The following is a 24,806-nucleotide window of genomic DNA, read 5'->3' on the forward strand; positions in this document are numbered from 1 at the left end:
GTTTAAATTATACAACCAAACAAACACAAAGTCAACATATTTTATTTTATTTTTGTTTGTTTTTTTCGTATACAAACAAAAAACCAACATTTCTCTGTTGGTTTTGATAACTTTATGATTTTGTAGAAATAATTTCAATGTGATTACTTAATAATTGGTAATTTTCATCCTTTGCATTCATATCTGTCACTAGAGCAGTTGCATCATTCAAATCACAAAAAGAAGTAAAATCATCTTTTCCAATTTTCGTGGCATCCAGCAGTAGATATTTTTCTAAAGAATGTTTAATGGCAATATTTTGCGTATAGGCTTCCGCTAGGGTAGAGGTCATGACATCAGTTCCCTTAAGTCCGTTACCTGAAAAGAAAATCTTGCTGAATCGCATTTTTTCTAAACTTGTATTGGTAATTTCTCCTACAAAAGATTCTGTCACTTGCCGATATTCTCCTCCAAGGAGAAAGACTTGAAAATCCTCTGTCTTCTTTTGTGATAGGATAGTAAAAACAGGCATACAATTTGTGATGACAGTTAGGCGAAGATTTTTAATGGCCTCAGCCAGAAAGGCCACTGTTGTTCCTGGACCTAAAAATACCGTGTCTCCATCTTCTATCAGTTGTGCAGCCCTTTCCGCTATCTCTTGCTTGGCTTCCTTATTCTGAATGTGTTTCTCAGAATGGGAATATTCTCGATATTGAAAAGCCTTATTACTTCTAGCACCGCCATGAATTTTTGTTAAGACACCTTGCTCTTCCAATTCAATGAAATCACGTCGAACAGTCATATCAGTAACATTTAGCAATTCTACTATCTCAGAAATTCGAACTGTGCCTTTTTTGTTTACCAATCGTGTAATTTCTTCTAGTCGTTCTCGTTTATTCATGTTTAATCCTTTGTTGTTTTTTTACATTATATCAAAAATAAACAAGAATATGTTGGAATTTTGAACATTATTTTAAATGATAATTACAACTTTATTATGAGAGCAATCTTCGCGAGCAGGTTTTGCGCAGTTCGCAAAACATCGGTTCGTTAGAACCGACTGCAAGGAAAAAAGAAAGCATTGAGTTAATCCACACTCATCGTACACTCCATAACTATTCAGGTTCATAGCATTGTTTTGCAAAATGGGTTTCAATTAACATTTCGCCAGAACAGTTAATGGCATTAGGTAATGTTGAAAAAGATACGGAAGGTTGGATAGAACTTATCAATCAATACTTACAATATTGTATAGAGATTGGTTTAAGTCCATATACACAAGCTACCTACAAAGTAGCATTGGCCAAAGTTCTCGGAGTTTCCTCAACTAATTTCATCGCTACACAACCACGTACTCGTGCGAATCGTATGAACAATCGTGTATTACATAAAGACTATCGTTTATCCAACAAAAATAACGACTACTGGCATAAAGTAGTTACCTCGACAGGCTTACGCAAAAGTGAATTAATCCACGTCACTGGCGATGCTCTGCAACGCGGCCGTGATGGCCGTTGGTATTTAAATTTAGCCGGCCATAAGCATCACACAAAAGGACGCAGAGATCGCTGGTCTCCAATCATGGCCACTAGTCAAGAGGAGGAAGAGTGGTTAGTCGCTATTTTCCAACGAGCAGGAAAAAAGAAAGTCTTTCATGTTCCCAAAGATTTAATCCTCGACGATTTTGATGGAAAGAAAGTTCCAACAGCATTAAAGTCACACAAATATCCTGCAGAGTATGCAGAGCGTGTTTATCGCAGTGTAGCACGCGAAATTTCCAAGATTAGAAATCGTAAAGAAATTATCCATCTGCGTAAAGAGTTAGTTGGCATCTCGCTCGACAGAAAAGCTTGTAAAATTGTAACAAAGGCTCTGGGACACAATAGACCAGAGGAATTTCCACATTCCTATGCTTATATTTTATTGAAACGTTAGGAAACATTGTACATTTTTCAAAAATCAAGCCTCGATTTGTTGCACATGTGGCATAATACTTATATCTAGAAAATGAAAGGAATTTTATATGTTACCTCAAAATAATTCTCCTCTTCTGTTAAATAGACAACAAGTAGCGGAACTACTTGGAATAGATCCTAAATCATTTGGTAAGTACATTAGAAGTCACCCAGACTTTCAATGCTTTATGGTGGGAAAACAAGAGCGCTATTTGAAGTCAAAACTGGTTAAATTTATTGAAAGCCACTGCGATTGACGGATAATGATTGATAAAATTAGATTTTTCATATATCCTATATGTGACTAGTCTATTTTATCAATCATTTTTTATAGAAAGGCTGATAAAATGTCAACAATAACAAAACGTGGTAACTCTTACCGTGCAACTGTATCACTTTATAAGAAAGGAGAATATAAACGAGAAACTAAAACCTTTAGCAACAGAAAAGATGCTGAGCTTTGGACATTAGAAATGGAACTTGAAAAAGGTCGTGGCAAAAACATTGCCGAACGCTCCACCCTATTTCCTGATTTTTATAGAAATTGGGTCCATACGGTCAAGAAAACTGACGTTCGCGAAGCCACCTTTATTAACTATAAACGAACTCTCGTAATAGTTGATGACCTTTTTGATGGTATTCAACTTAAACACCTTGACGATCTCGTCATGCAAAAGAAAATCGACCAATACGCTGAAACCCACTCTAAAAAAACAGTAAAAGAACTTGTTCTTAAAATCCATGGTTCATTAAAATATGCGTATGCTCGTGGTTTGATTAGTAATGATTTTGGTCATCTTTTGAAATCAAAAGGACAAGAACAACCTAAACGAAATATACCACTATCTATCACAGAATTTAAAAAACTCAGACAATACTGCCTAAGTCATACTGAGGATGAATTTAATGTTCTTGTTGCTCTCGCCCTTGAGACAGGAGCAAGGCGCGGAGAACTTTTAGGAATTAAAAAAGAAGATATTTTTGAATATGGTATCAAAATTCTTCGATCAATTAGTCCAACTAATGACGATGCCCAGCTTAAAACCAAATATTCTAAGCGTGATATTTCCATCAACGAAGATGTTTATCAAGCTGTGACAAAGCTTGCACAAATAAAAGAAGGCTATATCTTTGATTGAAATGGATTCAAGCAAGCTAGTCAACTTCAAAAGCTGTTAAAACAGTTGGGATTAACAAAAACGACATTTCATGGACTTCGTGACACGCATGCCTCATTTCTCTTTTCAAAAGATATTAGCCTAGACTATATTTCTCGTCGTCTAGGTCATAACTCTATCTTAACAACACAACAGTATTATCTAGAATTGATGCCAGAAAAAAGACACCAGCAAGATGCTGAGGCCTTAAATTTATTGAATTCATTAAGCGAGTAAACATTTGAACCAATTTGAACCAAAAAGTCGGCACAAATGTTGTCGCCATAACGTTTGGATTAACGTTTTGAGCTATAATTCAAAAACATTCACTCCAATTTTATTAGCTGAAATATAACCCTATAAACGCATCATTAGACTTCTTTCTTTAAGATTCTAAGCTGATGCGCTTTTTATTTATCTGTTACTCCAATCAGCATGAGATGTTTTCCTACAACTGTATCGGTTAACTGACTAGCTTAAAAATTCCTGTCCAATTTAGAAATGCCTTTCGACGCATTTGTTCGATTTCACAGCGAAATAATCCTGCTAAGGTTGCTCTATTTAAAACAATATCATTCTTACGAGAAAGGCTAGTTACTTTATTTACAAGCGTATCGACTTCTTCACCATCTCGAATTCCCATATCCCATAACTCTTGAAGTACTGATTTTTTATACATTTTCTCATATTCTGCCATACCTTGTAGAGTCCAGTAACGTTCATTATTCTCAACTTCTAACCATTGCCACACAATTTCTGTATCAGCTACATTAGGTTTTTCATGCTGACAGGATAGACATAGGACCATCTGATTAGCCAGGCTCGTATCCTTGCTCCATTTGCTTGATACAATCTGACACATATTTACACCATGAGAACTTTTACATCTCCAGCATTTTCCTTCGAGCAATTCATTAGCGCTCAAAATTCCTCTTTCTATCAAGGTATCATTCCAATACTCTGCAACTTTCGATACTTCAGCTTTCTTATTCAACAAATTAAACATTTTCATTCTCCTACTATAATTACTTTTCTAATATCTGTGTCCGAACCATACTAGCCTACAACATTGCTAACTCAACTACACAAGAATAATGACTCAAATCAAGATTTTCCAACAAACGATAAGATACAAATAACTTCGGTTGCAATCATGTGAGAGGTTTTGACCATATTACCGCTTCTGACTGGAATTGTTTGAGTGCCTGAAAATAAATCTGATTGACTGTAAGATAGGCTCTACCATTTAGTAAATATGCGTAATCTTGTATTAAATCTCTACAAAATGAAGCTACCCAAATAGCTGCGGTCTTCTCAAAATCAGTATCGTAATCGGCTAATAAGTCCAGCGTAATCAGACTTCCTTTTCCAAAATCCTTCGATTTCTGATTTCGCAATTTTTCAGTATTTATCGGAGTCGCCAAACCAAAATGATTAGCATAGGTTTCCCACTCTTTATAAATATCATTCCAAGAAATCTCTGTAATCCTTTTCATTTGCGACTCCTATTTTTCTTTTTGTGAGATTATCATAACACCGTTTTGATTTTTTGTTAAACACGTTAAACAAAATTTGCAAAAAATATTTTTTAATGGTATAATTAGTTAAACAGATAAGGAGACAATCATGATTTTAGGTGATATTTTAAAAGAATACCGAAGCAAGAATAAATTATCAATGGATAAATTCGCTGAATTATCTGGTTTAACAAAAGGTTATATTTCTATGTTGGAAAAGAACCAGCATCCCAAAACCAAAAAAGCTCTCCTGCCAACGATGGATACGCTAGAAAAAGTCGCTAAGGGCATGGCTATATCGGTTGGTGAGCTAATCGAGCAACTAGATTCCAATCAGGATATAGCTTTAACGATTACTCCTTCCCAATTTAAACTCTTTCAACAGCCTATTCATCCAGAGGTTCTAACCTTGGACAATGAACTAAAAGGTGATTTCCATGCACAATGGTTAACTTTTGGTCAAGAACAGTTAGCAGCTATGCAAACTGCCTCAGTTACTCCTTCTGCTTCTATTCTTCACTTGGATGACTATCGGGAGCGAATCGAATTACCTGTTCCTGGTAAGGTTTCTGCCGGTACAGGTTACTGGCAGGATACAGATATGAACAATCTTGTATCATTCTATAACGATGAGATTCCAGATAACCAATCTTATGATACAATCGCTCAGGTTGTGGGAGATTCTATGGCTCCGCATATCGAGGATGGAGACTATCTCTTCATTCGCCTAACTCCTCATATTCCTCTAAATACGATTGGAATTTTTTCAGTCAATGGGGAAAATTTTGTTAAAAAGTTCAAAGGTGACTATTTGCAATCACTCAATTCTGACTATGATGATATCTATTTTAGCCCAGAAGACGATATTCGACCTATTGGTCAAGTTGTAGATATTTATAGTCCAGATTGATTTTTAAGCCTAGTTAATCACTAGTTATATATGCTACATTCATCCATCTAGTTTTGGAAAGTCTGTCCGTATAGCTGGCGTTTTTTCCTACTGAAAACAAATTGAAAAGCACAGTAAAAGGAGGCTATGACAGCCTCCTTTTTATATGTCAAATTGGAAAAGTCCATTACCAGATAGTTATTTGACAACAAGTTAATGATTAAATAATTATTCTGCTACCCTTATGTCTTTGATTGTCCTCTTACTATTTGTCTAAAGTGTGGAGATTGCTTATTATGATGAAAATCGCTAGAGGTTTTTGTGATTTTCTAAGGTTATGTTCAAAAGTTACAACATCTTGAACACATAGTAGTTACGACACGAATAATCTTAGCCTACTTCTGATTGAACCGGGTAGCAAGGCTAAATAATGAGTTAATGCTATGCATTTGACAATGGATATCACAAATAGATATAAAACAGGGATAACGGACTTTTCCCCTACTAGCATCCCTCTCTTTTTATTAGAGAAAGATGGCTAATAGTATATACACTTCTACGAACGCTAAAGAACTCCTTTCAGCAATTCAGATGGCGTTCAACATCTTAACTAACTATTTCCTTTTTTCAATTAGATTATACCACTATTATAAAACGCTTTCAAATAATTATGTGCTCCAAAGTCAACTTTTTTGCTTTTCTTTTTCCTTGATAAAGTTTTCCCACATTTTTTGTTGCGGCTTAGCAAATGGGTAGGTAGGAAAATCTTCTACAGAAACCCATTTCAATTCTTTTGATTCTGGAAGGTTAAGTGTTTCTGCCACACCTTCTACCATTTCTATCTGCCATTTGCGGTGACTAAAAATGTGCTGGACGATGCCAAATTCTTGCTCTTGCCAATCAACAGTCAGACCATAAAGTTCCGTAAAGCTCTGCCGAATATCTGGCTGAACAACTTCTTCTGCAACTTCAAAGAGAGAGACTTGTTTGTCAACGATTGCTCCTTTTTCCAAAAGCGGAAAAGACCAGAAACCTGATAGAAGACCTGCTTCATTATTTTTTTCCAATAAAAATTGATTGTCTTTATTCCTGATGAGAAATCCCTGGTAGGCCACGGGAATCGGCTTTTTCTTTGGTGCTTTGATTGGATACTTATCCATTGTACCGTTTAAGTAGGCTGCGCTAAAGGCTTTGACTGGGCTGTCCTGGGGACGTGGATTAACTGGCGATTCAATATCCGACCCTAGATCCATTAGAGCTTGGTTGAAATCGCCCGGTCGCTCTGAATCAATCAATAGCTCCATCATCGCTTGGAAAATCTTGCGATTGGCAGGAAGACCAATGTCATAATCAACCTCAAACAAGCGGCTGAGAACCCGCATCACATTGCCATCTACCGCTGGTTCTGGCAAATTAAAAGCAATACTGGAAATTGCTCCAGCAGTATAAGGACCAATGCCCTTTAGGCTTGAAATGGCTGCATGCGTGGTCGGAAATTGCCCATCAAAATCTTCTACCATTTGCTGAGCCGCCTTTTGCATATTCCGCACGCGCGAATAATAGCCCAATCCCTCCCAGAGTTTGAGAATGACCTCCTCTGGTGCTTGTGCTAAATCACTAATCGTAGGCAAGTGATGGAGAAAACGTTCATAATAAGGAATGACCGTGTCTACTCTTGTCTGTTGAAGCATGATTTCAGAAACCCATATAGCATACGGATCCTTGGTCCGTCTCCAAGGCAAGTCACGTTTATTGGCATCATACCAATCTAAGAGTGCTTTGCGAAAAGCTTGAATCTTTTCCTCCGGCCACATTTCGATTCCATATTCTTTCAAATTTAACATACATCTAGTATAACACAAAGAAAGGGAGCCAGCTTTTGCCAACTCCCTTATATCGTTTATAATCAAAATCAAACTAGCTCCAAAGGTTTGGGGAACCTTTGGAGGTTGGAAATAGAGCGAACGAATTTGTTTTTCTAAATCTAGCCAAGACTGTCTGCTTTTGATGTTCGAAGAGTTTTATTCTACTTTTCCTGTTACAAACATGGTAAAACTTGCTGAAGCAAGTAGCTGTTTATCTTGGTTTTCTATCTTAACTTCGACGACCTTTGTTCTACTTCCATCATGTGTGCAAGAGCCTATTACTGATAAGGTATCACCAAGTTTAGCTGCCTTCATATAATGAATATTGGACTGTAGGGTGACAGAATAAGAACCACTTGCTACCGTTGTCAGACCTGCAACTGAATCTGCCAATGTGAAAAGAAAGCCTCCATGTGCCATACCGTATGGATTGAGAGATTTTTCCGTCACCTTTGTGGTCATTAGCACCTCTTTCTCATTGAGCATTGTAGCTTGATAGTCATCTAAAACCGTAATCGGTTGTAAGTTTAATTTATCTAACACTTTCATCCTCCTCTGTCTGCTGACTTGTTTGCATTTGATAATAAACGCCTTGTTCAGCCATCAACGCTTCATGATTCCCTTGTTCAACAATTTTTCCATCCACCATGACCAAAATCAAGTCAGCTGATTGAATGGTTGATAGGCGATGAGCAATAATAAAACTGGTCCGTCCTTCCATCAATTTGGCAAATGCTTCCTGTACTAAAATTTCTGTCCGTGTATCAATAGAGGAAGTCGCCTCATCTAAAATCAGGATTTTAGGTATCTTGACAAAGACACGCGCAATAGACAAAAGCTGACGTTGTCCCTGGGATAAGCCTTCTCCTCCATCTGCCAAAACTGTATCGTAGCCCTGCGGAAGCTGACGAATAAAGAAGTCTGCATTAGCTGCCTTAGCCGCCTCAATGACCAATTCCCGCGTGGCATTTGGATAGCCATAGGCAATATTATCATGAATGGTACCAGATTTGATCCATGTCTCCTGTAAAACCATCCCAATCTGTCTGCGAAGATCCTCACGACTATACTGGCTAATCGGAACCCCATCTAAGACAATCTGACCAGCCGTCACATCGTAGAAGCGCATAAGAAGGTTAATCATGGTTGATTTGCCAGCACCAGTAGGTCCAACAATGGCTACTTTTTGTCCAGCTTTGACAGCAATGTCCAAATGTTCTATCAGAGAACGTTCAGGGCTATATGAGAAAGACACATTGTCAAAGGAAATAGCTCCCTTCAACTCCTCTGAATCAATTTTCCGCTCAGCCTGGTCGTCAATGCTATCTAGAGCCAAGATAGCAAACAGCCTGTCTGCACAAGCTAAGGCGCTCTGCAATTCCGATAGGACCGAGGAAATATCATTAAAAGGCTTGCTGTACTGACTAGCATAATTGAGGAAGGTTGTCAGGGATCCCACTGTAAAATTTCCTGCCATAATTCTTAGCGCTCCAAGTCCTGCAAGTAAGGCATAAATAATAGCATTGACAAAGCGAGTACTTGGATTGACCGTTGAAGAGGCAAAGATAGCCTGTTGGGAATAGGTCGCATACTGGTCATTCACAACTTGAAAACCTTGCGTAAATTGCTCTTGAGCATTGAAAGATTGAACCAGTGTCAATTGACTGATGGACTCTTCCAAAAGCTGAGATTGCCTCCCACGTGCCTGAGTCTGTTGCCTATAATAACCATAGGATTTCTTAGCGATATAGCGTGCCACAAGCAGAGAAACTGGAGTCAGGGCAACAACAACCAACATCATCGTCAAGTCAAGCCTAGCCATAGTGAAAATGGTTAGGAAAATGGTCGAGATACCAATGAAAAATTGATTGAAAATCATCAAGAGACCATTTGTTAATTGCTCGCTATCACTTGAAAAACGAGCCACCAAGTCACCGACTGATTGACGATCAAGATAAGATAAGGGCATCTGGTGCAGCTTCACATAGACCTGTTCACGCAAGTCGGCCACCATTCCGTAAACCAAGCGATTGGTTACCAAAGGTAAGTACCATTGCACCAGTGTATTAAGCAAGATAACCATCACCATTTTGCCTAAGATACCGAGCAAGACCTGACCATTTGCTATCAATACTGCATCAACTGCCTGACCAATCAAGATAGGCAGATAAACTGTCAGAAGGACTTGCACCAAAGTTCCCACCAACATCAAGGACATTCGAAGGGGCTGGTGTAGAACCAATCTGACCAGTTCCTTAAAACTAGATTGTCTCATAGCTATCCTCCTCTCCTTGTTGTTGCGATTGGTGAATTTCTTGATAAATAGCAGAGCTTCTCAGCAAGTCCTCATGGCGACCAAGTCCAACTTGACGCCCTTGTTCCAAGACCAAAATCTGATCAGCTGTCCGTAAACTATTGGTTCTTTGTGACACCATGATTAAGTTCTGACCTGGTAATTCCTGGCGAATAGCAGCTAATAATCGACTCTCCGTCAAATAATCCAGAGCAGATGTTGCATCATCTAAGATTAAAATCGGTGCTTTCTGTAAAATAGCGCGTGCAATGGTCAAACGTTGACGCTGTCCACCAGAAAAATTCTTCCCAAAGGCTTCGACAGGGCTATCCAAACCACCTTTATCCTCTATGAAAGATTTAGCCTGTGCAATTTCTAAAGCAGACCATAGGTCACTATCAGATATTTCTTCCAATCCTAAAGATAAATTAGAACGAATAGTTCCAGCAAAAAGCTGGGCCTGTTGCGGAACGATGGCAATTCGCTGCCGCCACTCTTTTAAATTCTTAGGACTTTTTCCATCAATGAAGAGAGAGAGCTGATTTGTTGGCACTGAATAGAGTGCCTGCAATAAATCTACTAGGGTGGACTTACCTGACCCAGTTCCCCCGATAATTCCCATAAACTGTTCCTTACGTAAGTCAAAAGTAATGTCAGACAGGGACTCCTCAGCAGATTTTGGATAAGAAAAGGAAAGATGACGCACAGAAAAGATGATTTCCTTATCCTCACTAACCACTTTTGGCAAACTAGACTCTACATCCTCAGATGTTTGGTCAAACACCTCTTGAATACGTTGCGCTGAAATATAGGTCTGGTTGAGAGTAGACACGACCATAATCATCTTGACCAATTCGACTAAAATTTGAAGAAGGTAGTTGATAAGAGCGACCAACATCCCCTGTTCCAACAAATTGTGTGAAATGGCTATATTTCCTTGCCAGATGAGAATGAGTAAGGTGCTGTTGACCACCAAAAATGTCAATGGCGATAAAAGACTAGACCAAAAACCAGCCTGCAACTGTTGCTTCTTATAAATCTGATTTATGCCTTGAAAAGCCTTAATTTCCCGCTCTCTTTGTCCAAATGCACGAATCACTCGCCAACCAGTCACGGTCTCACGTACCTGCCCCACCAAACCATCTAATTCTTTTCGCATCGATTGATAAATACGGCTGGTCATAACAGAAATGACTGTCACTATAAAAATCAATAGGATAATCATTCCTAGAAAATAGGCAGATAGACTTGGGCTAATATAGAATGCCATGATGAGCGAACCAAATACGACAATTGGAGCACGTAAAAACAAACGAAGAAAAGTATTAATACCCGTTTGAATTTGTAAAGTGTCGCTGGTCAATCGTGTCAGCAAACTGGATGAGGAAAGAATATCTCGGCTAGACTTGGGAAGGGAAAGAACCTTCTGATACAAGTCATTCGTCAGCTCTTTAGTCACTCCAACTGCTGCTTTAGCTGAATAATATTGCGCTATTAGTGAAACAATAATTCCAATACATGCTATACCAACCAGTAAAAAAAGCATAGCAACCAGGTTTCCCTGGCTGCCATTTGGAATAATTGTATCAACGATATAGGCGATAATTAATGGTACCAAAAGCTCAAAACAAGCTTCCAATAGTTTAAAAACTGGACCTAATATGGATTCCTTAATATAGTCCTTAAAATATCGTGATAAAAATTTCATATTAACGGTGCTCCAAAGCCTGAACCGCAGTAATCAAGGTCAAGTTGTAAACATCATCAGGGTTACAACCACGAGACAAGTCGTTTACAGGCTGATTCAAACCTTGTAAAACAGGACCTACCGCTGCAAATCCACCCATACGTTCGGCAATTTTATAACCAATATTCCCAGCTGAGATACCTGGGAAGATAAATACAGTCGCTTGACCAGCAACACTCGAACCTGGTGCTTTTAATTTACCTGTAGCAGGGACAAAGGCAGCATCAAATTGCAATTCACCGTCCAAATCCAACTCCGGACGCAATTTTTGAGCAATTTTAGTTGCTTCAACCACCTTATCAACTTTAGGACCTGAGCCAGATCCTTTTGTTGAATAGCTGAGCATTGCAACTTTTGGATCAATACCAAACATTTTAGCAGTACGTGCTGAGTTGATAGCGATTTCTGCCAAGGTTTGAGCATCTGGATCAATGTTGATAGCACAGTCACCAAAAATATAACGCTCTTCACCTTTTACCATCAAGAAGGCACCTGATGTTTTCGATACACCTGGCTCTGTTTTAATGATTTGAAGAGCTGGACGAACTGTTGAAGCAGTTGAATGAATCGCACCAGATACCATACCTTCTACTACGCCCATATATACCAACATAACACCAAAGTAGTTCACATCTTTCAACAACTCATGTGCCTGCTCTTCTGATACCTTACCTTTACGGCGCTCTACCAAAGCAGCTACCATCTCATCATATCTATCATAATGAGCTGGGTCAATAATTTCAAAACCTTCTGTAATCCCTTCAATGTCAAGGTAAATCTTAATACGATCTGGGTTTCCAAGCAAGACGGGTACTACATCCGACTCATTTACCAAACGTTTTGTCGCCTGCAAGATACGTGGTTCTTCACCTTCTGGCAATACGATACGTACTTTTTTACCCTCTAGCTTTGTAGCTAATTGCTCAAAAATTTTCATGAACAAACTCCTTAAATTTATTTACTTATTAACTGATTGATGACAGCCTGAAAATCCTCAGGAAGCGGTGCTTCCAAATCAATCCTTTCGGCTGAAAAAGGATTGTCGAAGGCCAAATTATGACAATGCAAGGCTTGACGTTCTATCCCACATTCCAAACTTCCACCATACATATCATCTCCTAACAATGGAAATCCAATGTGAGAAAAATGAACACGAATCTGATGAGTCCGCCCAGTATGTAGTTGAATATCTACTAAATGAATATCTCCCCACGATTGCACAACACGATAGGAAGTATGAGCATATTTTCCATTCTTTGTCACACAACGGGTAATGATGCTGTCTTCTGGACGACCGATAGGGGCAATAATATCCCCTGTCTCTTCTAGCTGCCCATTCCCCTTCACCAAAGCATAATAACGTTTATGAATAAGCTTGGCCTGTAACTGCTTATCGAGTCGTGCATGGGCATAGCCGTGCTTGGCAAACAGCATGACGCCTGATGTATCCCTATCCAGACGAGTCACAATATGAACCTGCTTATTCTCATAATTCTGCTCAATAAGATAACCTTTTACAAAATTTGCGATTGTGGATGAATGCAAAGCAGAAGGAATGGAGGCGTAGCCAACCGGCTTATTTATCGCCAGAAAATGATCATCTTCATAGACAATATCCAACGGAAAGAAAATCGGTTTTAAACTACCAGTCAAATCCTCTTCAGCAGGTATGTCAATTGTAACCCTATCTCCAATATCTAGCAAGTAAGTTGCATTTTGCTCAATATCGTTGACCCAAATATTGCCACCTGTGTACTTAATTTTGGCCAACAAACCTTTTGAAACACCATGTTTTTTCAAAAAAGTTTTTATTTTAGTATGCTGGTCAGCAATGAATTCAAACCGCATTACTCCACCTCTCCAATAAAGGCGTCCTTAACCCGATTCCAAAAACTAGTATGACTCGGTGTTGCAACAAAATGAATCTTACTATTGTCTATCTGATACTCTATACTTTCAATACTATCATAGACAAAAGTCTTATTGTCTACCGCAATCGAGTAACGGTCACTATGCTTTGGTTCAATCACAATCTTGTCTTTTTTAGGGACAACAACGGATGAACCCAAGGTGCGGTAAACACGATTGTTCAAACTTGCCACTTCTGCAATCTGCAATGCCTCGATTGTTGGATGTAAAACAGCACCACCTAATGACTTGTTATAGGCTGTTGAGCCTGTCGGCGTTGAAACCGAAATTCCATCCCCTCTAAAGCGTTCGAAGGGCACATTGTTAATAATAATATCTGCGACCATGGTCTTAGAAAGACGTTTTACTGTCGCCTCATTTAAGGCACGCGCCTCGACAATGCGACCATCTGTCATCTTGACCTTAACATTTAAAATCGGATACGATACTCTAGCACCTGTATCAAGCTTAAGATTTTCAATCAGCTTGTCCACTTCAAAATCGCGATAATCTGTATAAAACCCCAAATGACCCGTGTGAATTCCTACAAAACGTACACGATCAATCAACTTTTCATATTTGTGAAAAGCAGATAAAAGCATCCCATCTCCACCGATAGAAATGACAATATCTGGATTTTTAGGAGTCAAAATAAAATTTGCTTCTTTTAACTTTGTCCATAATTCTTTGGACACCGCTTCACTCTTAGGATTTCGACTAGCGAGCAGAGCGATTTTTTTTCTACCTGTATTCTTCATCTGTATCATCACTGTTGCCCACACCGTCATTCAGTTTGCGATAGGCAGGATCAAATAAGGCCTGCGCTTCTTGAATGTCGTTGCGGATTTTTCGCATCTCCTCATCTAATTCATAAGCAATTTTTGCTGTAACTTCCAAGCGTTTCTTGATTTCTTCTGGAAAATTCCCCTTATATTTATAATTCAGAGAATGTTCAATTGTAGCCCAGAAATTCATGGAAAGGGTTCGAATCTGGATTTCTGCCAGAACCGTCTCGTTGCCATTTATAGTATCCACAGGATACTCAATCACCACATGATATGAACGGTAGCCAGAGGCTTTCATATTGTTGATATAATCCCGTTCATGCACAATTTGCATATCCTTGCGTTTCCGCAAAATAGCTAATACTTCTTCAATGTCGTCCACAAATTGAACCATAATCCGAAGACCGGCAATATCTTGCATATCTTGAGCAAGATTTTCCAATTTGATATGTCGCAGGGCCATTTTTTCTTTAATGGATTCAATCGGTTTTACCCGTCCTGTGACAAACTCAATTGGAGAATGCCGGTTAGCCTTGCGATACTGCTTGCGAATCCCCCGCAGTTTGATTTTCAATTCACCAACTGTCTGAATATAGGGGTCTAAAAATTCTTCCCAGTTAAAGTCCATACGGCCCCTTTCTTGTCAAAACTTTTAAATTGTATTAGAATAACACAAAGACTAATCTATTATAACACATTGAAAGGGTTTACTGCATGAAAAACCACCTTGAAATTGAGTATAAAACCTTACTGACCAAATCCGAATACAAACGCCTGCTTACTGACTTTTCAGATGTGAGCCCAATTCTTCAAACAAACCACTACATTGATACCCCAGACCTAGATATGAAGAATCACCGCTTTTCACTCCGTATTCGTACATTTGAGGACTCAGCAGAACTAACCTTAAAAATTCCACAAGAAGTCGGCAATCAAGAATATAACCAAGTTCTAGACATCCAAACTGCTCATGATTTACTGGAAAATTTTCAACTACCAGCCGGACAAATTTCTGACATTATTTCTGCAACCGAAATTCCACTTGATAAACTTGTTGTCTGGGGAAGTCTCACAACAAAACGCTATGAGAAACAGACATCTATAGGCCTTATGGCACTCGATGAAAATGATTATGTGGGACAAAAAGATTACGAATTAGAAGTCGAAGTGACCGATGCAGATGCAGGGAAAATTCTTTTTGACGAATTCCTTAAGAAGAAATCAATTCAATTCAAATATGCTAGTAGTAAGGTTGCACGAACAGCTGCCCACATGAAATAACTATAAAAAATCAGCCAAATAAGGTTGATTTTTTAGTTTCACTACTGAAAATTTTTCATTTTTTTGATAGAATAGAGCTATCTATTGTAAAAAATACTTTTATGTCATCATAAAAGCTCAGTGTGTAAAAGGAGTTACTTTAAAATGGTACAACCACTCGGTGAACATAACATTAAATTATTCTCACTCAATAGCAACCGTGATATTGCTGAAAAAATTGCTGATTCTGCTGGAATTCCTCTTGGAAAGCTGTCTTCTCGTCAGTTTTCTGATGGTGAGATTCAAATTAACATTGAAGAATCTGTACGTGGCGTAGACGTCTACATTATCCAATCAACAAGCTATCCGGTCAATAATCACTTGTGGGAATTATTGATTATGATCGATGCTTGTAAACGTGCTAGTGCCAACACCATTACAGCGGTCATCCCTTATTTCGGCTATGCTCGTCAAGACCGTACCGCTTCTCCACGCGAACCAATTACAGCTAAATTAGTTGCAAATATGCTGGTTAAAGCTGGTGTCGACCGTGTATTGACTCTTGACTTGCACGCTTCACAAATTCAAGGTTTCTTTGATATTCCAGTAGACAATCTCCTTACAGAACCACTTTTTGCAGCCTACTACATGGAAAAAGGACTCTGCGGAGAAGATGTCGTCATTGTGAGTCCTAAAAATTCTGGTATCAAACGCGCGCGTAATATCGCTGAATTTCTAAATGCACCGATTGCGATTATCGACTACGCTCAAGATGATTCTGAGCGTTCTGAAGGCTATATTATCGGTGATGTTGCTGGTAAAAAAGCTATTTTGGTGGACGATATTCTCAATACTGGTCGCACTTTCTCACAAGCTTCAAAAATTGTCCAAGAAGGTGGTGCTACTGAAATTTATGCAGTTGCCAGCCATGGTCTCTTTACGGGAACTGCAGCCCAACTCTTAGATGAAGCACCAATCAAAGAAATATTAGTTACCGATTCTGTTGCAAGCAAAGAACAGCATCCTAAAAATATCGCCTTCCTAACAGCTAGTGACTTGATTGCAGATGCCATCCACCGCATCCAAGAACATCAGCCACTCAGCCCACTTTTCAAATTTACTAGTCCTGAAAAAGAAAACTAGGAGTAACTCTTTGATTTATTTAGATAATGCAGCAACCACTGCTCTATCTCCTACTGCACTCCAACGGATGATGGAAGTGGCTCAAGAAAATTATGGAAACCCCTCCAGTATTCATCAAAGCGGTCGGAAAGCCAATCAATGTCTTAGACAAAGTCGTCAAGAGATTGCTCAGATTCTCTCCGCCTCTCCTGAACAAATTATTTTCACATCTGGAGGCTCCGAAGCTGATACTTTAGCTATTCAAGGCTATGCACTTGCGCATCAATCCAAAGGAAAACACCTGATTACTACGGCTATCGAACACCATGCTGTCCTCCATACCATGCAGTATCTAGAGGATCGGTTTGGATTCGAGGTAACCTATATCCAACCAGTCAATCAAGTAATCACCGCTCAACAAATTCAGGATGCCCTTCGACCAGATACTATTTTAGTCAGCGTCATGTTTGCTAACAATGAGACCGGTCAGCTACTTCCCATCAAGGAAATTGGAAAGCTTCTAGCCGATCATCAGGCCGTCTTTCATGTAGATGCTGTCCAAGCAATTGGAAAAATCGCAATATCTCCATCTGACTACGGAATTGACTTGCTCGCGGCCTCTGCCCATAAATTCCATGGTCCAAAGGGGATGGGATTCCTGTATAGTAAAGTTCATAAATTTGATTCCTTGATCCACGGCGGAAAGCAGGAACAACAACATCGAGCAGGTACTGAGAATCTCCCTGCTATTGCTGCTATGGCGACTGCCCTAACAGAACAATATGAGTCCTTAGATACGCATCATCAACATGTCAGTGAACTGCGACAACATATTATCGAGGGATTGTCTGGCTTAGACTATTATCTCAATCAGGCTGGACCTCATCTCCCTCATGTCCTTAATATCGGTTTTCCTGGTAAACTTAATGAACAACTCCTTATGCAACTAGATTTGGCAGGTATTGCTGTTTCTAGCGGTTCTGCATGTACGGCAGGTGTTGTCCAAAATAGCCATGTTTTAGAAGCTATGTATGGAAAAGACTCCCATCGTCTGAAAGAATCCATTCGTATCAGCCTATCTGAAATCAATACAAAAGAAGAGATAGATACTCTTATCATCGAACTAAAGAAAATACTTGGAGGTTAAAATGGCATTCCAACAATCAGTTACCTTAAAAGATTGTAATTTTACTTATCACATTAGCCCTGCTATCAAAAAATATACACTCCGTGATAACACCTTTGAACAAACCAAAGCAGGTCACTATCAGCTTACACGTCTTCTGGAAGAAATTCCAAATTCAAACCAAGGATTCCTCTTGAAAATTATTATCAATCAAGACCTAACTGGTTTTAAAATTAACATTACCGACAAGTCTGGTCTTCATCTGGTAAACATTTTTAAGCCAGAAAGTAACAAGGTTATTCAAGAAAAATTCTATTTCCTCATGGATAGCTTGATTGACCGTGACATCTTTACAAAAGAGAGTTAGTATGATTGAAATTCACTATCTTGACGCTTACAAGCAAGAACGTATCCAAACATTTGAGAATAAGGATGCAGCCATTCTGGCTTTTTCCGGTTGCTTAACCCTCCCAGACTATTATCCAGTTACCAGCATTACACAAAACGGACAAGCTCTGGATTACAAAGGGACAATCGGAGATCTCTATCGCTATTTACAAACACTAGATTAGACAGTTTCCTGTTTAATCTTTTTTTAAAATCAATCTGTTGATTTTTTCACAAACTTGGACTAGAATAGAATAAAGAACTGTTTAATATATAAATAATCGATAAAGCGTATTCTATCGAAATAAAGGAGTCTAAAGTGAAAAACGATAAAAAATCTGATATTCCACGCGCTACTGCCAAACGTCTATCCCTCTACTATCGCATTTTTAAACGTTTCTATGCAGGAAATATTGAAAAAGCTAGTTCAAAAGAAATTGCCGAAGCTATCGGAATCGATTCAGCTACCGTCCGCCGAGATTTTTCCTATTTTGGAGAGCTTGGTCGTCGTGGCTTTGGCTACAACGTCAAAGAGTTGATGGATTTCTTTGCGGATATTCTAAATGATACCTCCATCACCAATGTTATGCTTGTAGGTGTTGGGAATATGGGGCGGGCCTTACTACACTATCGCTTCCACGAACGAAATAAAATGAAAATAGTCATGGCTTTTGAAGCAGATGATAATCCAGCTGTTGGAACGACAGATGAAAATATCCCAATCCATGCAATCTCAGAAATCAAGGAACGTATCAGCGAAGCAAACTCTCAGACCGCCATTCTAACGGTACCCAGCGTCAAGGCACAAGAAGTGACCGATATTCTTGTTGAAGCTGGTGTCAAGGGAATTCTGAGCTTTTCACCAGTTAACTTGTCTGTCCCAAAAGATGTCGTTGTTCAGTATGTTGATTTGACTAGTGAATTACAGACACTACTCTACTTTATGCGAAAAGGATAAGCAATGAAAAAACCAGTTATTGGTATTTCTGGAAATGAATATAAAACAGGGGATCATACAGAACCCCTGCTTTCTTATACCCAGACTTGCCTCGTACAAGCTATTGAAGATGCTGGTGGGCTCCCACTCATCCTTCCAGCTACAGAGCCAGATTTGGCAAAATATTATATTCATCTTATTGACAAACTCATCCTAACAGGAGGACAAAATGTCCAGCCAAGTTACTATCACGAAGAAAGGACTATTGACAGCGATAATTATCTACCAAAGCGTGACGAGTTTGAATTAGCCCTCATAAGGGCTGCCCAAGAAAATCAGAAACCTATCTTCGGTATCTGCCGAGGTCTACAGCTCTACAATGTAGCTCAAGGTGGTAGCCTTCATCAATCAATTTCTGAACATTGGCAAGACATAGACGGACAAGAAGTCAGTCAAACGATTCAACTGACTCAAAATAGTCCACTTTACGACATATATGAGTCCGATCCGAGTGTGAACTCATTTCACCGTCAGGCTATCAAAGACTTAGCCCCTGACTTAGAAATCATTGCACTATCAGATAATCAACAGATTATTGAAGCAGTTCATTCAGCCTACCCAACTAAATTTTTAGGGGTTCAATGGCATCCTGAACTACTCTACGGTAAACGTGAGATTGAAAAAGACCTCTTCCACTATATTGTCAATAAACTTTAAAATAACTCACTTTCTTCTCTAAAAGAATAGTAATCCTTATTTCCAACAATTAAATGATCTAATAATACCAGTCCTAGCTTTTCGCAGGACTCTTTTAAATTCTCCGTAAATAGCAAATCATTCCTACTAGGTTGTACTGAACCCGACGGGTGGTTATGAACGATGATAATCGATGTTGCCATACATTTTACTGCGTAATGCAAAATTTCACGTGGTTCTGCAATGCTACGATTAACACTCCCAATAAAAATCGTTTTTTGACTGATAATCTGGTTCTGTGTATTGAGATAAAGTGCAACTAGATGCTCCTGCTTCTTATGCCCGATTTCATGAATCATCTTACGTCCCAACTTCTCACTTCCCAAAATTCTCTCATTTAAGAGTAGCTCTGATTGATTGATACGTTTTCCAAGTTCAATCATAGCCTTAATTTCAATCGCCTTGACGCGCCCAATTCCAGTCAAACTTTGCAATTCTTCAATTGATAGTTCTCTTAGAGCCGCTAAACTCTCCAAACGATTCAATAATTTATTGGAGAGAATAGAAACAGGTTCTTTTTTTGTCCCAGTTCTAATAAAAATTGCTAGTAGTTCCTGATTACTGAGACGCTCAGCTCCAACTTCTACTAAACGTTCTCTAGGTAGAAAGGCCTCTTCTTTAAATTCAATTTGATACATAATTTCCTCCTCACCTATCTATTCGTAAAATCTTGCAAAAAAGAAGCCATATAAAACCAAAGATTATCTCCTCAGTCCTATACCACTTCTTTATCCTTAATATATAGATGTTTTATTGTCCATAATCATACTGATTATAACTCTTATTGAAGGAATCTAAGATGTCTTTTGCCGTTTCATTATATGGAGTGGTTGATTCAAGAACTCCTTTTACAACAATACGTTGCGTAGCATAATAGTCCGTACATGTCACTAACGTAACTTCTGTACGTCCTTCTACATCATCAATGACATAGACACTTTCAGGCGAAACAATTTCCACACTATCAATAACGTAGGTGTAAACATTGGTCTTGTCAGTAATATAGATTTTCATGCCGTTTTTAGCACGATCAAGCGGTGAAAAGAGAACATCTGCCGCACCAGTTACACCAAAAATATGGTGGCTGGCCAACGCATAATTTCCTTTCCCCATCTCTTGGTTTTCCTTCATGGTACCAGCTCCATACATGAGCGAAGTATTGAAGACCCCTTTAAAAATAGGAAGGTTGATACCAAGCTCGGGAACCGCAATCCCACCAATTACAGGTAAGCGTTGTGCATCCCACTGAGCTGCTAAAATAGCTTCTGTAGAAATAGACTGAACCTGTTCGAAATCAAATGTTGTCTCAGCCTGTTTATTCTTTTCGATATCCTCTGTCGTAACATTGCTAATCTGGTATTTATTCGTATTCCAGCCGATAATAAAATTACGGATAGAGGTGTTGAATATCAATGCCAAGGAAATCAGTATCAATACAACTGTTAAAAGATTGCGCCAAAAAGAACCTTTACGCTTCTTCTTGTTTTCACGTTTTGACATGACTATTTATTCCTTTTCTTCTTTAATTTCGGCAGCATCTACCAAGGCAAAGGTCATGATTTTCGCTTCACCATTCAAGCGCATCACTTTTACCCCCATGGTTGAACGACCAGTTTGAGAGATATTGGCAACACTTGTACGAATAATCACACCAGTATCGGTAATAACCATAATATCTTCATCACCAGATACCGTTGTCAAACCTGCCAGAGAACCATTCTTATCAGCAACTTTAAGAGTCTTGATACCCTTACCACCACGACCTTTGGTTGGATACTCACTGGCTGGTGTACGTTTACCAAAACCTTTTTCCGTCAATACGAGTACTTCTTGGTCATCAGAAATCATAGTAGCGCCAACTAACTGGTCTCCCTCACGTAAATTGATACCACGAACACCTGTTGCTGTACGGCCCATATTACGAACATCTGTTTCAGTGAAACGTACAGAATAACCGAACTTAGTCCCCATAATAATGTCTGCTTGGCCATTTGTTAAGAAAACATTGATGAGTTCATCGTCTTCTTTCAAATTCAAAGCTTTCAGACCGCTCTGGCGAATATTGGCAAATTCTGACACACTAGTCCGTTTTACAACACCTTGGCGGGTTGCAAAGAAGAGATAGCTATCTGCCTCCTGGTCCTTAGTTACATTGATAATGGTTTGAATTGCCTCGTTTTCTTCCAATTTAAGCAAATTGACCACTGGAAGTCCCTTTGCAGTACGACCATATTCTGGGATTTCATAGCCTTTGAGACGGTAAACACGTCCCTTATTAGTGAAGAAGAGCAAGCGATCATGAGTGCTTGTAGAGACTAATTCTCGTACAAAATCATCATCCTTGACGCCAGTTCCTTGAACCCCACGTCCTCCACGCTTCTGAGCTTGAAACTCATCCTGTGCCAAACGCTTGATGTAGCCTTGGTTTGACAAGGTGATTAAAACATCCGTTTCTTCAATCAAGTCCTCATCTTCAAGGGATAGAACTTCACCAACCATCAATTCTGTACGGCGTGGGTCAGCATATTTACGTTTGACTTCTTCTAATTCGTCTTTAATAATCTGAACAACACGCTCAGGCTTAGCTAGAATGTCAGCCAAATCTGCAATCAAGGCCACTAACTCATCATATTCTGATTGAATCTTGTCGCGTTCCAAACCTGTCAAACGACGAAGACGCATATCAAGAATAGCCTGACTCTGACGTTCAGAAAGGTCAAATTTCTCCATCAATTCAGCTTGAGCAATAGCATCAGTTTCTGAATTACGGATAATACGAATGACTTCATCAATATGGTCAAGAGCAATCAGCAAGCCTTCTAAGATATGAGCACGCGCCTCAGCCTTTTCTTTATCAAATCGTGTACGACGAGTGACTACTTCTTTTTGGTGTTCAATATAAGACTCTAGAATCTGACGTACAGAAAGAATTTTCGGTACACCATTTTGGATGGCCAACATGTTGAAACTAAAGTTGGTTTGAAGCTGTGTTTGCTTGAATAGGTTATTCAAAATAACGTTAGCAGAAGCATCACGACGAACTTCGATAACAAATCGTACACCCTCACGGTTGGATTCGTCTCGAACAGCAGTGATTCCTTCAATACGTTTTTCTTGGACTAATTTGACAATATGTTCTTGAACCTTGGACTTATTGACCATGTATGGAAACTCTGTAACAACAATGCGTTCACGACCATTTCCATATTCTTCAATTTCTGTGCGGGAACGAAGAACTATTGAACCTTTACCAGTTTCATAAGCACGGTGAATTCCAGATTTCCCCATAACCAAGGCACCTGTCGGAAAATCTGGTCCAGGCAAGACTTCCATAATCTCACGTGTTGTTACCTCGGGATTGTCCATAACCAGCTTAACTGCCTCGATAGTCTCACCCAAGTTGTGTGGAGGAATGTTGGTAGCCATACCAACGGCGATACCAGTCGTTCCGTTAACCAGAAGGTTAGGGAAACGAGCAGGTAAAACCTCTGGCTCACGTTCACTCGCGTCATAGTTATCCGCAAAATTTACCGTATTCTTGTTAATATCACGAAGCATTTCAAGCGCAATCTTGCTCATGCGTGCTTCTGTATAACGCTGAGCGGCTGCTCCGTCGCCATCCATGGAACCAAAGTTTCCGTGACCATCAACTAACATGTGACGGTAGCTCCACCATTGCGCCATACGAACCATTGCTTCGTAAATCGCACTATCTCCATGCGGGTGATATTTACCCATAACATCCCCTGTGATACGGGCTGATTTTTTATGTGGTTTATCCGGTGTAATTCCTAATTCATTCATCCCATACAAAATACGGCGATGAACCGGCTTCAGACCATCACGTACATCAGGCAGAGCACGTGAAACGATAACACTCATCGCATAGTCGATGAAGGATGATTTCATCTCATTGGTCAGATTAACCGTTACTAAATTTTTATCTTGCATTATATGCCTCTTTCAACAGTCATTGTGCTTCTATTATACCATATTGGCGAATAAATTTCTTTGTTGGAAACTAGCATGTAAACATTTTCAAAGGCGCTTTCACAAGTGACAAAAAGCTTAAAACATGCTAGAATGTATTATGGTCGGGATGAAGTCATCCCCAAATAAAACTAAGGAGATGTTTAGCAATGACTGCAACTAAACAACACAAAAAAGTAATCCTTGTCGGTGACGGTGCCGTAGGTTCTGCTTATGCTTATGCTCTTGTTAACCAAGGGATTGGTCAAGAATTGGGTATCATCGATATCAACAAAGACCGTACTCAAGGTGATGCAGAAGACTTGAGCCACGCATTGGCCTTCACATTCCCTAAAAAAATCTACTCTGCTGAGTATTCAGATGCTCATGACGCAGACTTGGTTGTATTGACAGCTGGTTTGCCACAAAAACCAGGTGAAACTCGCCTTGAATTGGTAGAGAAAAACATTCGTATCAACCAACAAATCGTTACTGAAATCGTTAAATCTGGTTTCAACGGTATCTTCCTTGTTGCTGCTAACCCTGTTGACGTATTGACTTACTCAACTTGGAAATTCTCTGGTTTCCCTAAAGAACGCGTTATCGGTTCTGGTACTTCTCTTGACTCAGCTCGTTTCCGTCAAGCATTGGCTGAGAAAATCGGTATCGACGCACGTTCAGTTCACGCTTACATCATGGGTGAGCACGGTGACTCAGAATTTGCAGTTTGGTCACATGCCAACGTTGCTGGTGTGAAATTGTACGACTGGTTGCAAGATAACCGCGATATTGATGAGCAAGGTCTTGTTGACTTGTTTGTATCTGTTCGTGATGCAGCCTACTCAATCATCAACAAAAAAGGCGCAACTTACTACGGTATCGGTGTTGCACTTGCACGTATCACTAAAGCAATCTTTGATGATGAAAATGCAGTACTTCCATTGTCTGTTTACCAAGCTGGCCAATACGAAGGTGTTGAAGATGTCTTCATCGGTCAACCTGCTATCATCGGTGCCCACGGTATCGTTCGTCCAGTCAATATCCCATTGAGCGAAGCTGAATTGCAAAAAATGCAAGCATCTGCTAAACAATTAAAAGACATCATCGATGATGCTTTCGCAAACCCAGAAATTGCAGCTGGTGTTAAAAACTAA

25 protein-coding genes and 1 pseudogene are annotated in these 24,806 nt (G+C 39.3%); 12 read left to right on the forward strand and 14 right to left on the reverse strand.

The window, feature by feature from the left end; all coding sequences use genetic code 11:
- Nucleotides 1-112 precede the first annotated feature (112 nt).
- The gene (locus YYK_RS04510) at nucleotides 113-880 is read right to left on the reverse strand and encodes a DeoR/GlpR family DNA-binding transcription regulator (protein ID WP_012027028.1); all 768 of its coding nucleotides are present in this window, start codon (nucleotides 878-880) and stop codon (nucleotides 113-115) included.
- Nucleotides 881-1,158: 278 nt separating this feature from the next.
- Here YYK_RS04510 and YYK_RS04515 point away from each other — a divergent pair, with 278 nt between their 5' ends.
- The 3 genes and pseudogenes from YYK_RS04515 to YYK_RS04525 all read left to right on the forward strand — a co-directional run bounded on the left by YYK_RS04515 (nucleotide 1,159) and on the right by YYK_RS04525 (nucleotide 3,328).
- Entirely contained in the window at nucleotides 1,159-1,914 is a 756-nt protein-coding gene (locus tag YYK_RS04515) for a hypothetical protein (protein WP_012027029.1), read from the forward strand.
- Between the two features lie 88 nt (nucleotides 1,915-2,002).
- On the forward strand, nucleotides 2,003-2,191 hold the full coding sequence (locus tag YYK_RS10395) for a helix-turn-helix domain-containing protein (RefSeq protein ID WP_012775147.1): 189 nt from the start codon (nucleotides 2,003-2,005) through the stop codon (nucleotides 2,189-2,191).
- A gap of 90 nt (nucleotides 2,192-2,281) precedes the next feature.
- Nucleotides 2,282-3,328, forward strand: a pseudogene (locus tag YYK_RS04525) (site-specific integrase).
- Nucleotides 3,329-3,554: 226 nt separating this feature from the next.
- On the opposite strand, the gene YYK_RS04530 reads toward YYK_RS04525, so the two are convergent.
- Together YYK_RS04530 and YYK_RS04535 are read right to left on the reverse strand one after the other, a co-directional pair.
- Nucleotides 3,555-4,097, reverse strand: coding sequence for a hypothetical protein (locus tag YYK_RS04530; RefSeq protein WP_012775148.1), 543 nt, complete (start codon nucleotides 4,095-4,097; stop codon nucleotides 3,555-3,557).
- A 145-nt stretch (nucleotides 4,098-4,242) separates the two neighbouring features.
- Nucleotides 4,243-4,587: a hypothetical protein gene (locus YYK_RS04535; protein ID WP_014917248.1), complete on the reverse strand. Its 345-nt coding sequence runs from the start codon at nucleotides 4,585-4,587 to the stop codon at nucleotides 4,243-4,245.
- A 130-nt stretch (nucleotides 4,588-4,717) separates the two neighbouring features.
- On the opposite strand from YYK_RS04535, the gene YYK_RS04540 reads away from it, so the two are divergent.
- Nucleotides 4,718-5,518 carry a helix-turn-helix domain-containing protein gene (locus YYK_RS04540; protein WP_012027034.1) on the forward strand — a complete coding sequence of 267 codons (801 nt, stop codon included), beginning with the start codon at nucleotides 4,718-4,720 and terminating at the stop codon, nucleotides 5,516-5,518.
- 662 nt (nucleotides 5,519-6,180) lie between these two features.
- Here YYK_RS04540 and mutY read toward each other — a convergent pair.
- From mutY to yjbM, 8 genes are all read right to left on the reverse strand, one after another.
- Nucleotides 6,181-7,341, reverse strand: a complete 1,161-nt coding sequence (mutY, locus tag YYK_RS04545; protein WP_014917249.1) for an A/G-specific adenine glycosylase — start codon at nucleotides 7,339-7,341, stop codon at nucleotides 6,181-6,183.
- A gap of 177 nt (nucleotides 7,342-7,518) precedes the next feature.
- On the reverse strand, nucleotides 7,519-7,911 hold the full coding sequence (locus tag YYK_RS04550; protein ID WP_012027036.1) for a PaaI family thioesterase: 393 nt from the start codon (nucleotides 7,909-7,911) through the stop codon (nucleotides 7,519-7,521).
- A complete protein-coding gene (locus YYK_RS04555) occupies nucleotides 7,895-9,637 on the reverse strand; it encodes an ABC transporter ATP-binding protein (protein ID WP_012028203.1) in 1,743 nt (580 codons plus the stop codon). The genes YYK_RS04550 and YYK_RS04555 overlap by 17 nt, the downstream gene beginning before the upstream one ends.
- Nucleotides 9,624-11,363, reverse strand: coding sequence for an ABC transporter ATP-binding protein (locus YYK_RS04560; protein ID WP_012775590.1), 1,740 nt, complete (start codon nucleotides 11,361-11,363; stop codon nucleotides 9,624-9,626). The genes YYK_RS04555 and YYK_RS04560 overlap by 14 nt, the downstream gene beginning before the upstream one ends.
- A gap of 1 nt (nucleotide 11,364) precedes the next feature.
- On the reverse strand, nucleotides 11,365-12,339 hold the full coding sequence (gene pta, locus YYK_RS04565) for a phosphate acetyltransferase (protein WP_012775151.1): 975 nt from the start codon (nucleotides 12,337-12,339) through the stop codon (nucleotides 11,365-11,367).
- A gap of 17 nt (nucleotides 12,340-12,356) precedes the next feature.
- Nucleotides 12,357-13,250 carry an RluA family pseudouridine synthase gene (locus tag YYK_RS04570; RefSeq protein WP_012027041.1) on the reverse strand — a complete coding sequence of 298 codons (894 nt, stop codon included), beginning with the start codon at nucleotides 13,248-13,250 and terminating at the stop codon, nucleotides 12,357-12,359.
- The gene (locus YYK_RS04575; protein WP_002935241.1) at nucleotides 13,250-14,068 is read right to left on the reverse strand and encodes an NAD kinase; all 819 of its coding nucleotides are present in this window, start codon (nucleotides 14,066-14,068) and stop codon (nucleotides 13,250-13,252) included. The genes YYK_RS04570 and YYK_RS04575 overlap by 1 nt, the downstream gene beginning before the upstream one ends.
- Nucleotides 14,052-14,723 carry a GTP diphosphokinase gene (yjbM, locus tag YYK_RS04580; RefSeq protein ID WP_002935242.1) on the reverse strand — a complete coding sequence of 224 codons (672 nt, stop codon included), beginning with the start codon at nucleotides 14,721-14,723 and terminating at the stop codon, nucleotides 14,052-14,054. The genes YYK_RS04575 and yjbM overlap by 17 nt, the downstream gene beginning before the upstream one ends.
- An 86-nt stretch (nucleotides 14,724-14,809) precedes the next feature.
- Here yjbM and YYK_RS04585 point away from each other — a divergent pair, with 86 nt between their 5' ends.
- From YYK_RS04585 to YYK_RS04615, 7 genes are all read left to right on the forward strand, one after another.
- Nucleotides 14,810-15,376 (forward strand): CYTH domain-containing protein, encoded by a 567-nt coding sequence (locus YYK_RS04585; RefSeq protein WP_014735798.1) that lies wholly within the window; start codon nucleotides 14,810-14,812, stop codon nucleotides 15,374-15,376.
- A gap of 144 nt (nucleotides 15,377-15,520) precedes the next feature.
- Entirely contained in the window at nucleotides 15,521-16,498 is a 978-nt protein-coding gene (locus YYK_RS04590) for a ribose-phosphate diphosphokinase (RefSeq protein WP_014735797.1), read from the forward strand.
- A 10-nt stretch (nucleotides 16,499-16,508) separates the two neighbouring features.
- Entirely contained in the window at nucleotides 16,509-17,624 is a 1,116-nt protein-coding gene (locus YYK_RS04595) for a cysteine desulfurase family protein (protein WP_014735796.1), read from the forward strand.
- Between the two features lies 1 nt (nucleotide 17,625).
- Entirely contained in the window at nucleotides 17,626-17,970 is a 345-nt protein-coding gene (locus tag YYK_RS04600; RefSeq protein ID WP_002935248.1) for a DUF1831 domain-containing protein, read from the forward strand.
- A 1-nt stretch (nucleotide 17,971) separates the two neighbouring features.
- Nucleotides 17,972-18,175 (forward strand): DUF4649 family protein, encoded by a 204-nt coding sequence (locus YYK_RS04605; RefSeq protein WP_012775154.1) that lies wholly within the window; start codon nucleotides 17,972-17,974, stop codon nucleotides 18,173-18,175.
- A 134-nt stretch (nucleotides 18,176-18,309) separates the two neighbouring features.
- Nucleotides 18,310-18,948: a redox-sensing transcriptional repressor Rex gene (locus tag YYK_RS04610; protein WP_002935251.1), complete on the forward strand. Its 639-nt coding sequence runs from the start codon at nucleotides 18,310-18,312 to the stop codon at nucleotides 18,946-18,948.
- 3 nt (nucleotides 18,949-18,951) lie between these two features.
- Nucleotides 18,952-19,644: a gamma-glutamyl-gamma-aminobutyrate hydrolase family protein gene (locus tag YYK_RS04615; RefSeq protein ID WP_012028208.1), complete on the forward strand. Its 693-nt coding sequence runs from the start codon at nucleotides 18,952-18,954 to the stop codon at nucleotides 19,642-19,644.
- Here YYK_RS04615 and radC read toward each other — a convergent pair.
- From radC to gyrA, 3 genes are all read right to left on the reverse strand, one after another.
- Complete coding sequence (gene radC, locus YYK_RS04620) at nucleotides 19,641-20,321, reverse strand: RadC family protein (RefSeq protein WP_012775155.1); 681 nt, start codon at nucleotides 20,319-20,321, stop codon at nucleotides 19,641-19,643. The two genes, YYK_RS04615 and radC, sit on opposite strands and share 4 nt — an antisense overlap.
- Nucleotides 20,322-20,433: 112 nt before the next feature.
- Nucleotides 20,434-21,183, reverse strand: a complete 750-nt coding sequence (locus YYK_RS04625; protein WP_012028210.1) for a class A sortase — start codon at nucleotides 21,181-21,183, stop codon at nucleotides 20,434-20,436.
- Between the two features lie 6 nt (nucleotides 21,184-21,189).
- Nucleotides 21,190-23,634, reverse strand: a complete 2,445-nt coding sequence (gene gyrA, locus YYK_RS04630; RefSeq protein ID WP_012027057.1) for a DNA gyrase subunit A — start codon at nucleotides 23,632-23,634, stop codon at nucleotides 21,190-21,192.
- 188 nt (nucleotides 23,635-23,822) lie between these two features.
- Between gyrA and YYK_RS04635 the strand changes: the two genes are divergently transcribed.
- A complete protein-coding gene (locus YYK_RS04635; RefSeq protein ID WP_014735791.1) occupies nucleotides 23,823-24,806 on the forward strand; it encodes an L-lactate dehydrogenase in 984 nt (327 codons plus the stop codon).

Origin of the sequence: Streptococcus suis S735, assembly GCF_000294495.1 — a bacterium.
Lineage (GTDB): Bacteria > Bacillota > Bacilli > Lactobacillales > Streptococcaceae > Streptococcus > Streptococcus suis.

What these genes read in the sequence shown, in the direction of transcription:
- YYK_RS04510 (WP_012027028.1), bottom strand. Translation starts at nt 880, where the DNA reads ATGAATAAACGAGAACGACTAGAAGAAATTACACGATTGGTAAACAAA.
- YYK_RS04515 (WP_012027029.1), top strand. Translation starts at nt 1,159, where the DNA reads ATGGCATTAGGTAATGTTGAAAAAGATACGGAAGGTTGGATAGAACTT.
- YYK_RS10395 (WP_012775147.1), top strand. Translation starts at nt 2,003, where the DNA reads ATGTTACCTCAAAATAATTCTCCTCTTCTGTTAAATAGACAACAAGTA.
- YYK_RS04530 (WP_012775148.1), bottom strand. Translation starts at nt 4,097, where the DNA reads ATGTTTAATTTGTTGAATAAGAAAGCTGAAGTATCGAAAGTTGCAGAG.
- YYK_RS04535 (WP_014917248.1), bottom strand. Translation starts at nt 4,587, where the DNA reads ATGAAAAGGATTACAGAGATTTCTTGGAATGATATTTATAAAGAGTGG.
- YYK_RS04540 (WP_012027034.1), top strand. Translation starts at nt 4,718, where the DNA reads ATGATTTTAGGTGATATTTTAAAAGAATACCGAAGCAAGAATAAATTA.
- mutY (WP_014917249.1), bottom strand. Translation starts at nt 7,341, where the DNA reads ATGTTAAATTTGAAAGAATATGGAATCGAAATGTGGCCGGAGGAAAAG.
- YYK_RS04550 (WP_012027036.1), bottom strand. Translation starts at nt 7,911, where the DNA reads ATGAAAGTGTTAGATAAATTAAACTTACAACCGATTACGGTTTTAGAT.
- YYK_RS04555 (WP_012028203.1), bottom strand. Translation starts at nt 9,637, where the DNA reads ATGAGACAATCTAGTTTTAAGGAACTGGTCAGATTGGTTCTACACCAG.
- YYK_RS04560 (WP_012775590.1), bottom strand. Translation starts at nt 11,363, where the DNA reads ATGAAATTTTTATCACGATATTTTAAGGACTATATTAAGGAATCCATA.
- pta (WP_012775151.1), bottom strand. Translation starts at nt 12,339, where the DNA reads ATGAAAATTTTTGAGCAATTAGCTACAAAGCTAGAGGGTAAAAAAGTA.
- YYK_RS04570 (WP_012027041.1), bottom strand. Translation starts at nt 13,250, where the DNA reads ATGCGGTTTGAATTCATTGCTGACCAGCATACTAAAATAAAAACTTTT.
- YYK_RS04575 (WP_002935241.1), bottom strand. Translation starts at nt 14,068, where the DNA reads ATGAAGAATACAGGTAGAAAAAAAATCGCTCTGCTCGCTAGTCGAAAT.
- yjbM (WP_002935242.1), bottom strand. Translation starts at nt 14,723, where the DNA reads ATGGACTTTAACTGGGAAGAATTTTTAGACCCCTATATTCAGACAGTT.
- YYK_RS04585 (WP_014735798.1), top strand. Translation starts at nt 14,810, where the DNA reads ATGAAAAACCACCTTGAAATTGAGTATAAAACCTTACTGACCAAATCC.
- YYK_RS04590 (WP_014735797.1), top strand. Translation starts at nt 15,521, where the DNA reads ATGGTACAACCACTCGGTGAACATAACATTAAATTATTCTCACTCAAT.
- YYK_RS04600 (WP_002935248.1), top strand. Translation starts at nt 17,626, where the DNA reads ATGGCATTCCAACAATCAGTTACCTTAAAAGATTGTAATTTTACTTAT.
- YYK_RS04605 (WP_012775154.1), top strand. Translation starts at nt 17,972, where the DNA reads ATGATTGAAATTCACTATCTTGACGCTTACAAGCAAGAACGTATCCAA.
- YYK_RS04615 (WP_012028208.1), top strand. Translation starts at nt 18,952, where the DNA reads ATGAAAAAACCAGTTATTGGTATTTCTGGAAATGAATATAAAACAGGG.
- radC (WP_012775155.1), bottom strand. Translation starts at nt 20,321, where the DNA reads ATGTATCAAATTGAATTTAAAGAAGAGGCCTTTCTACCTAGAGAACGT.
- YYK_RS04625 (WP_012028210.1), bottom strand. Translation starts at nt 21,183, where the DNA reads ATGTCAAAACGTGAAAACAAGAAGAAGCGTAAAGGTTCTTTTTGGCGC.
- gyrA (WP_012027057.1), bottom strand. Translation starts at nt 23,634, where the DNA reads ATGCAAGATAAAAATTTAGTAACGGTTAATCTGACCAATGAGATGAAA.
- YYK_RS04635 (WP_014735791.1), top strand. Translation starts at nt 23,823, where the DNA reads ATGACTGCAACTAAACAACACAAAAAAGTAATCCTTGTCGGTGACGGT.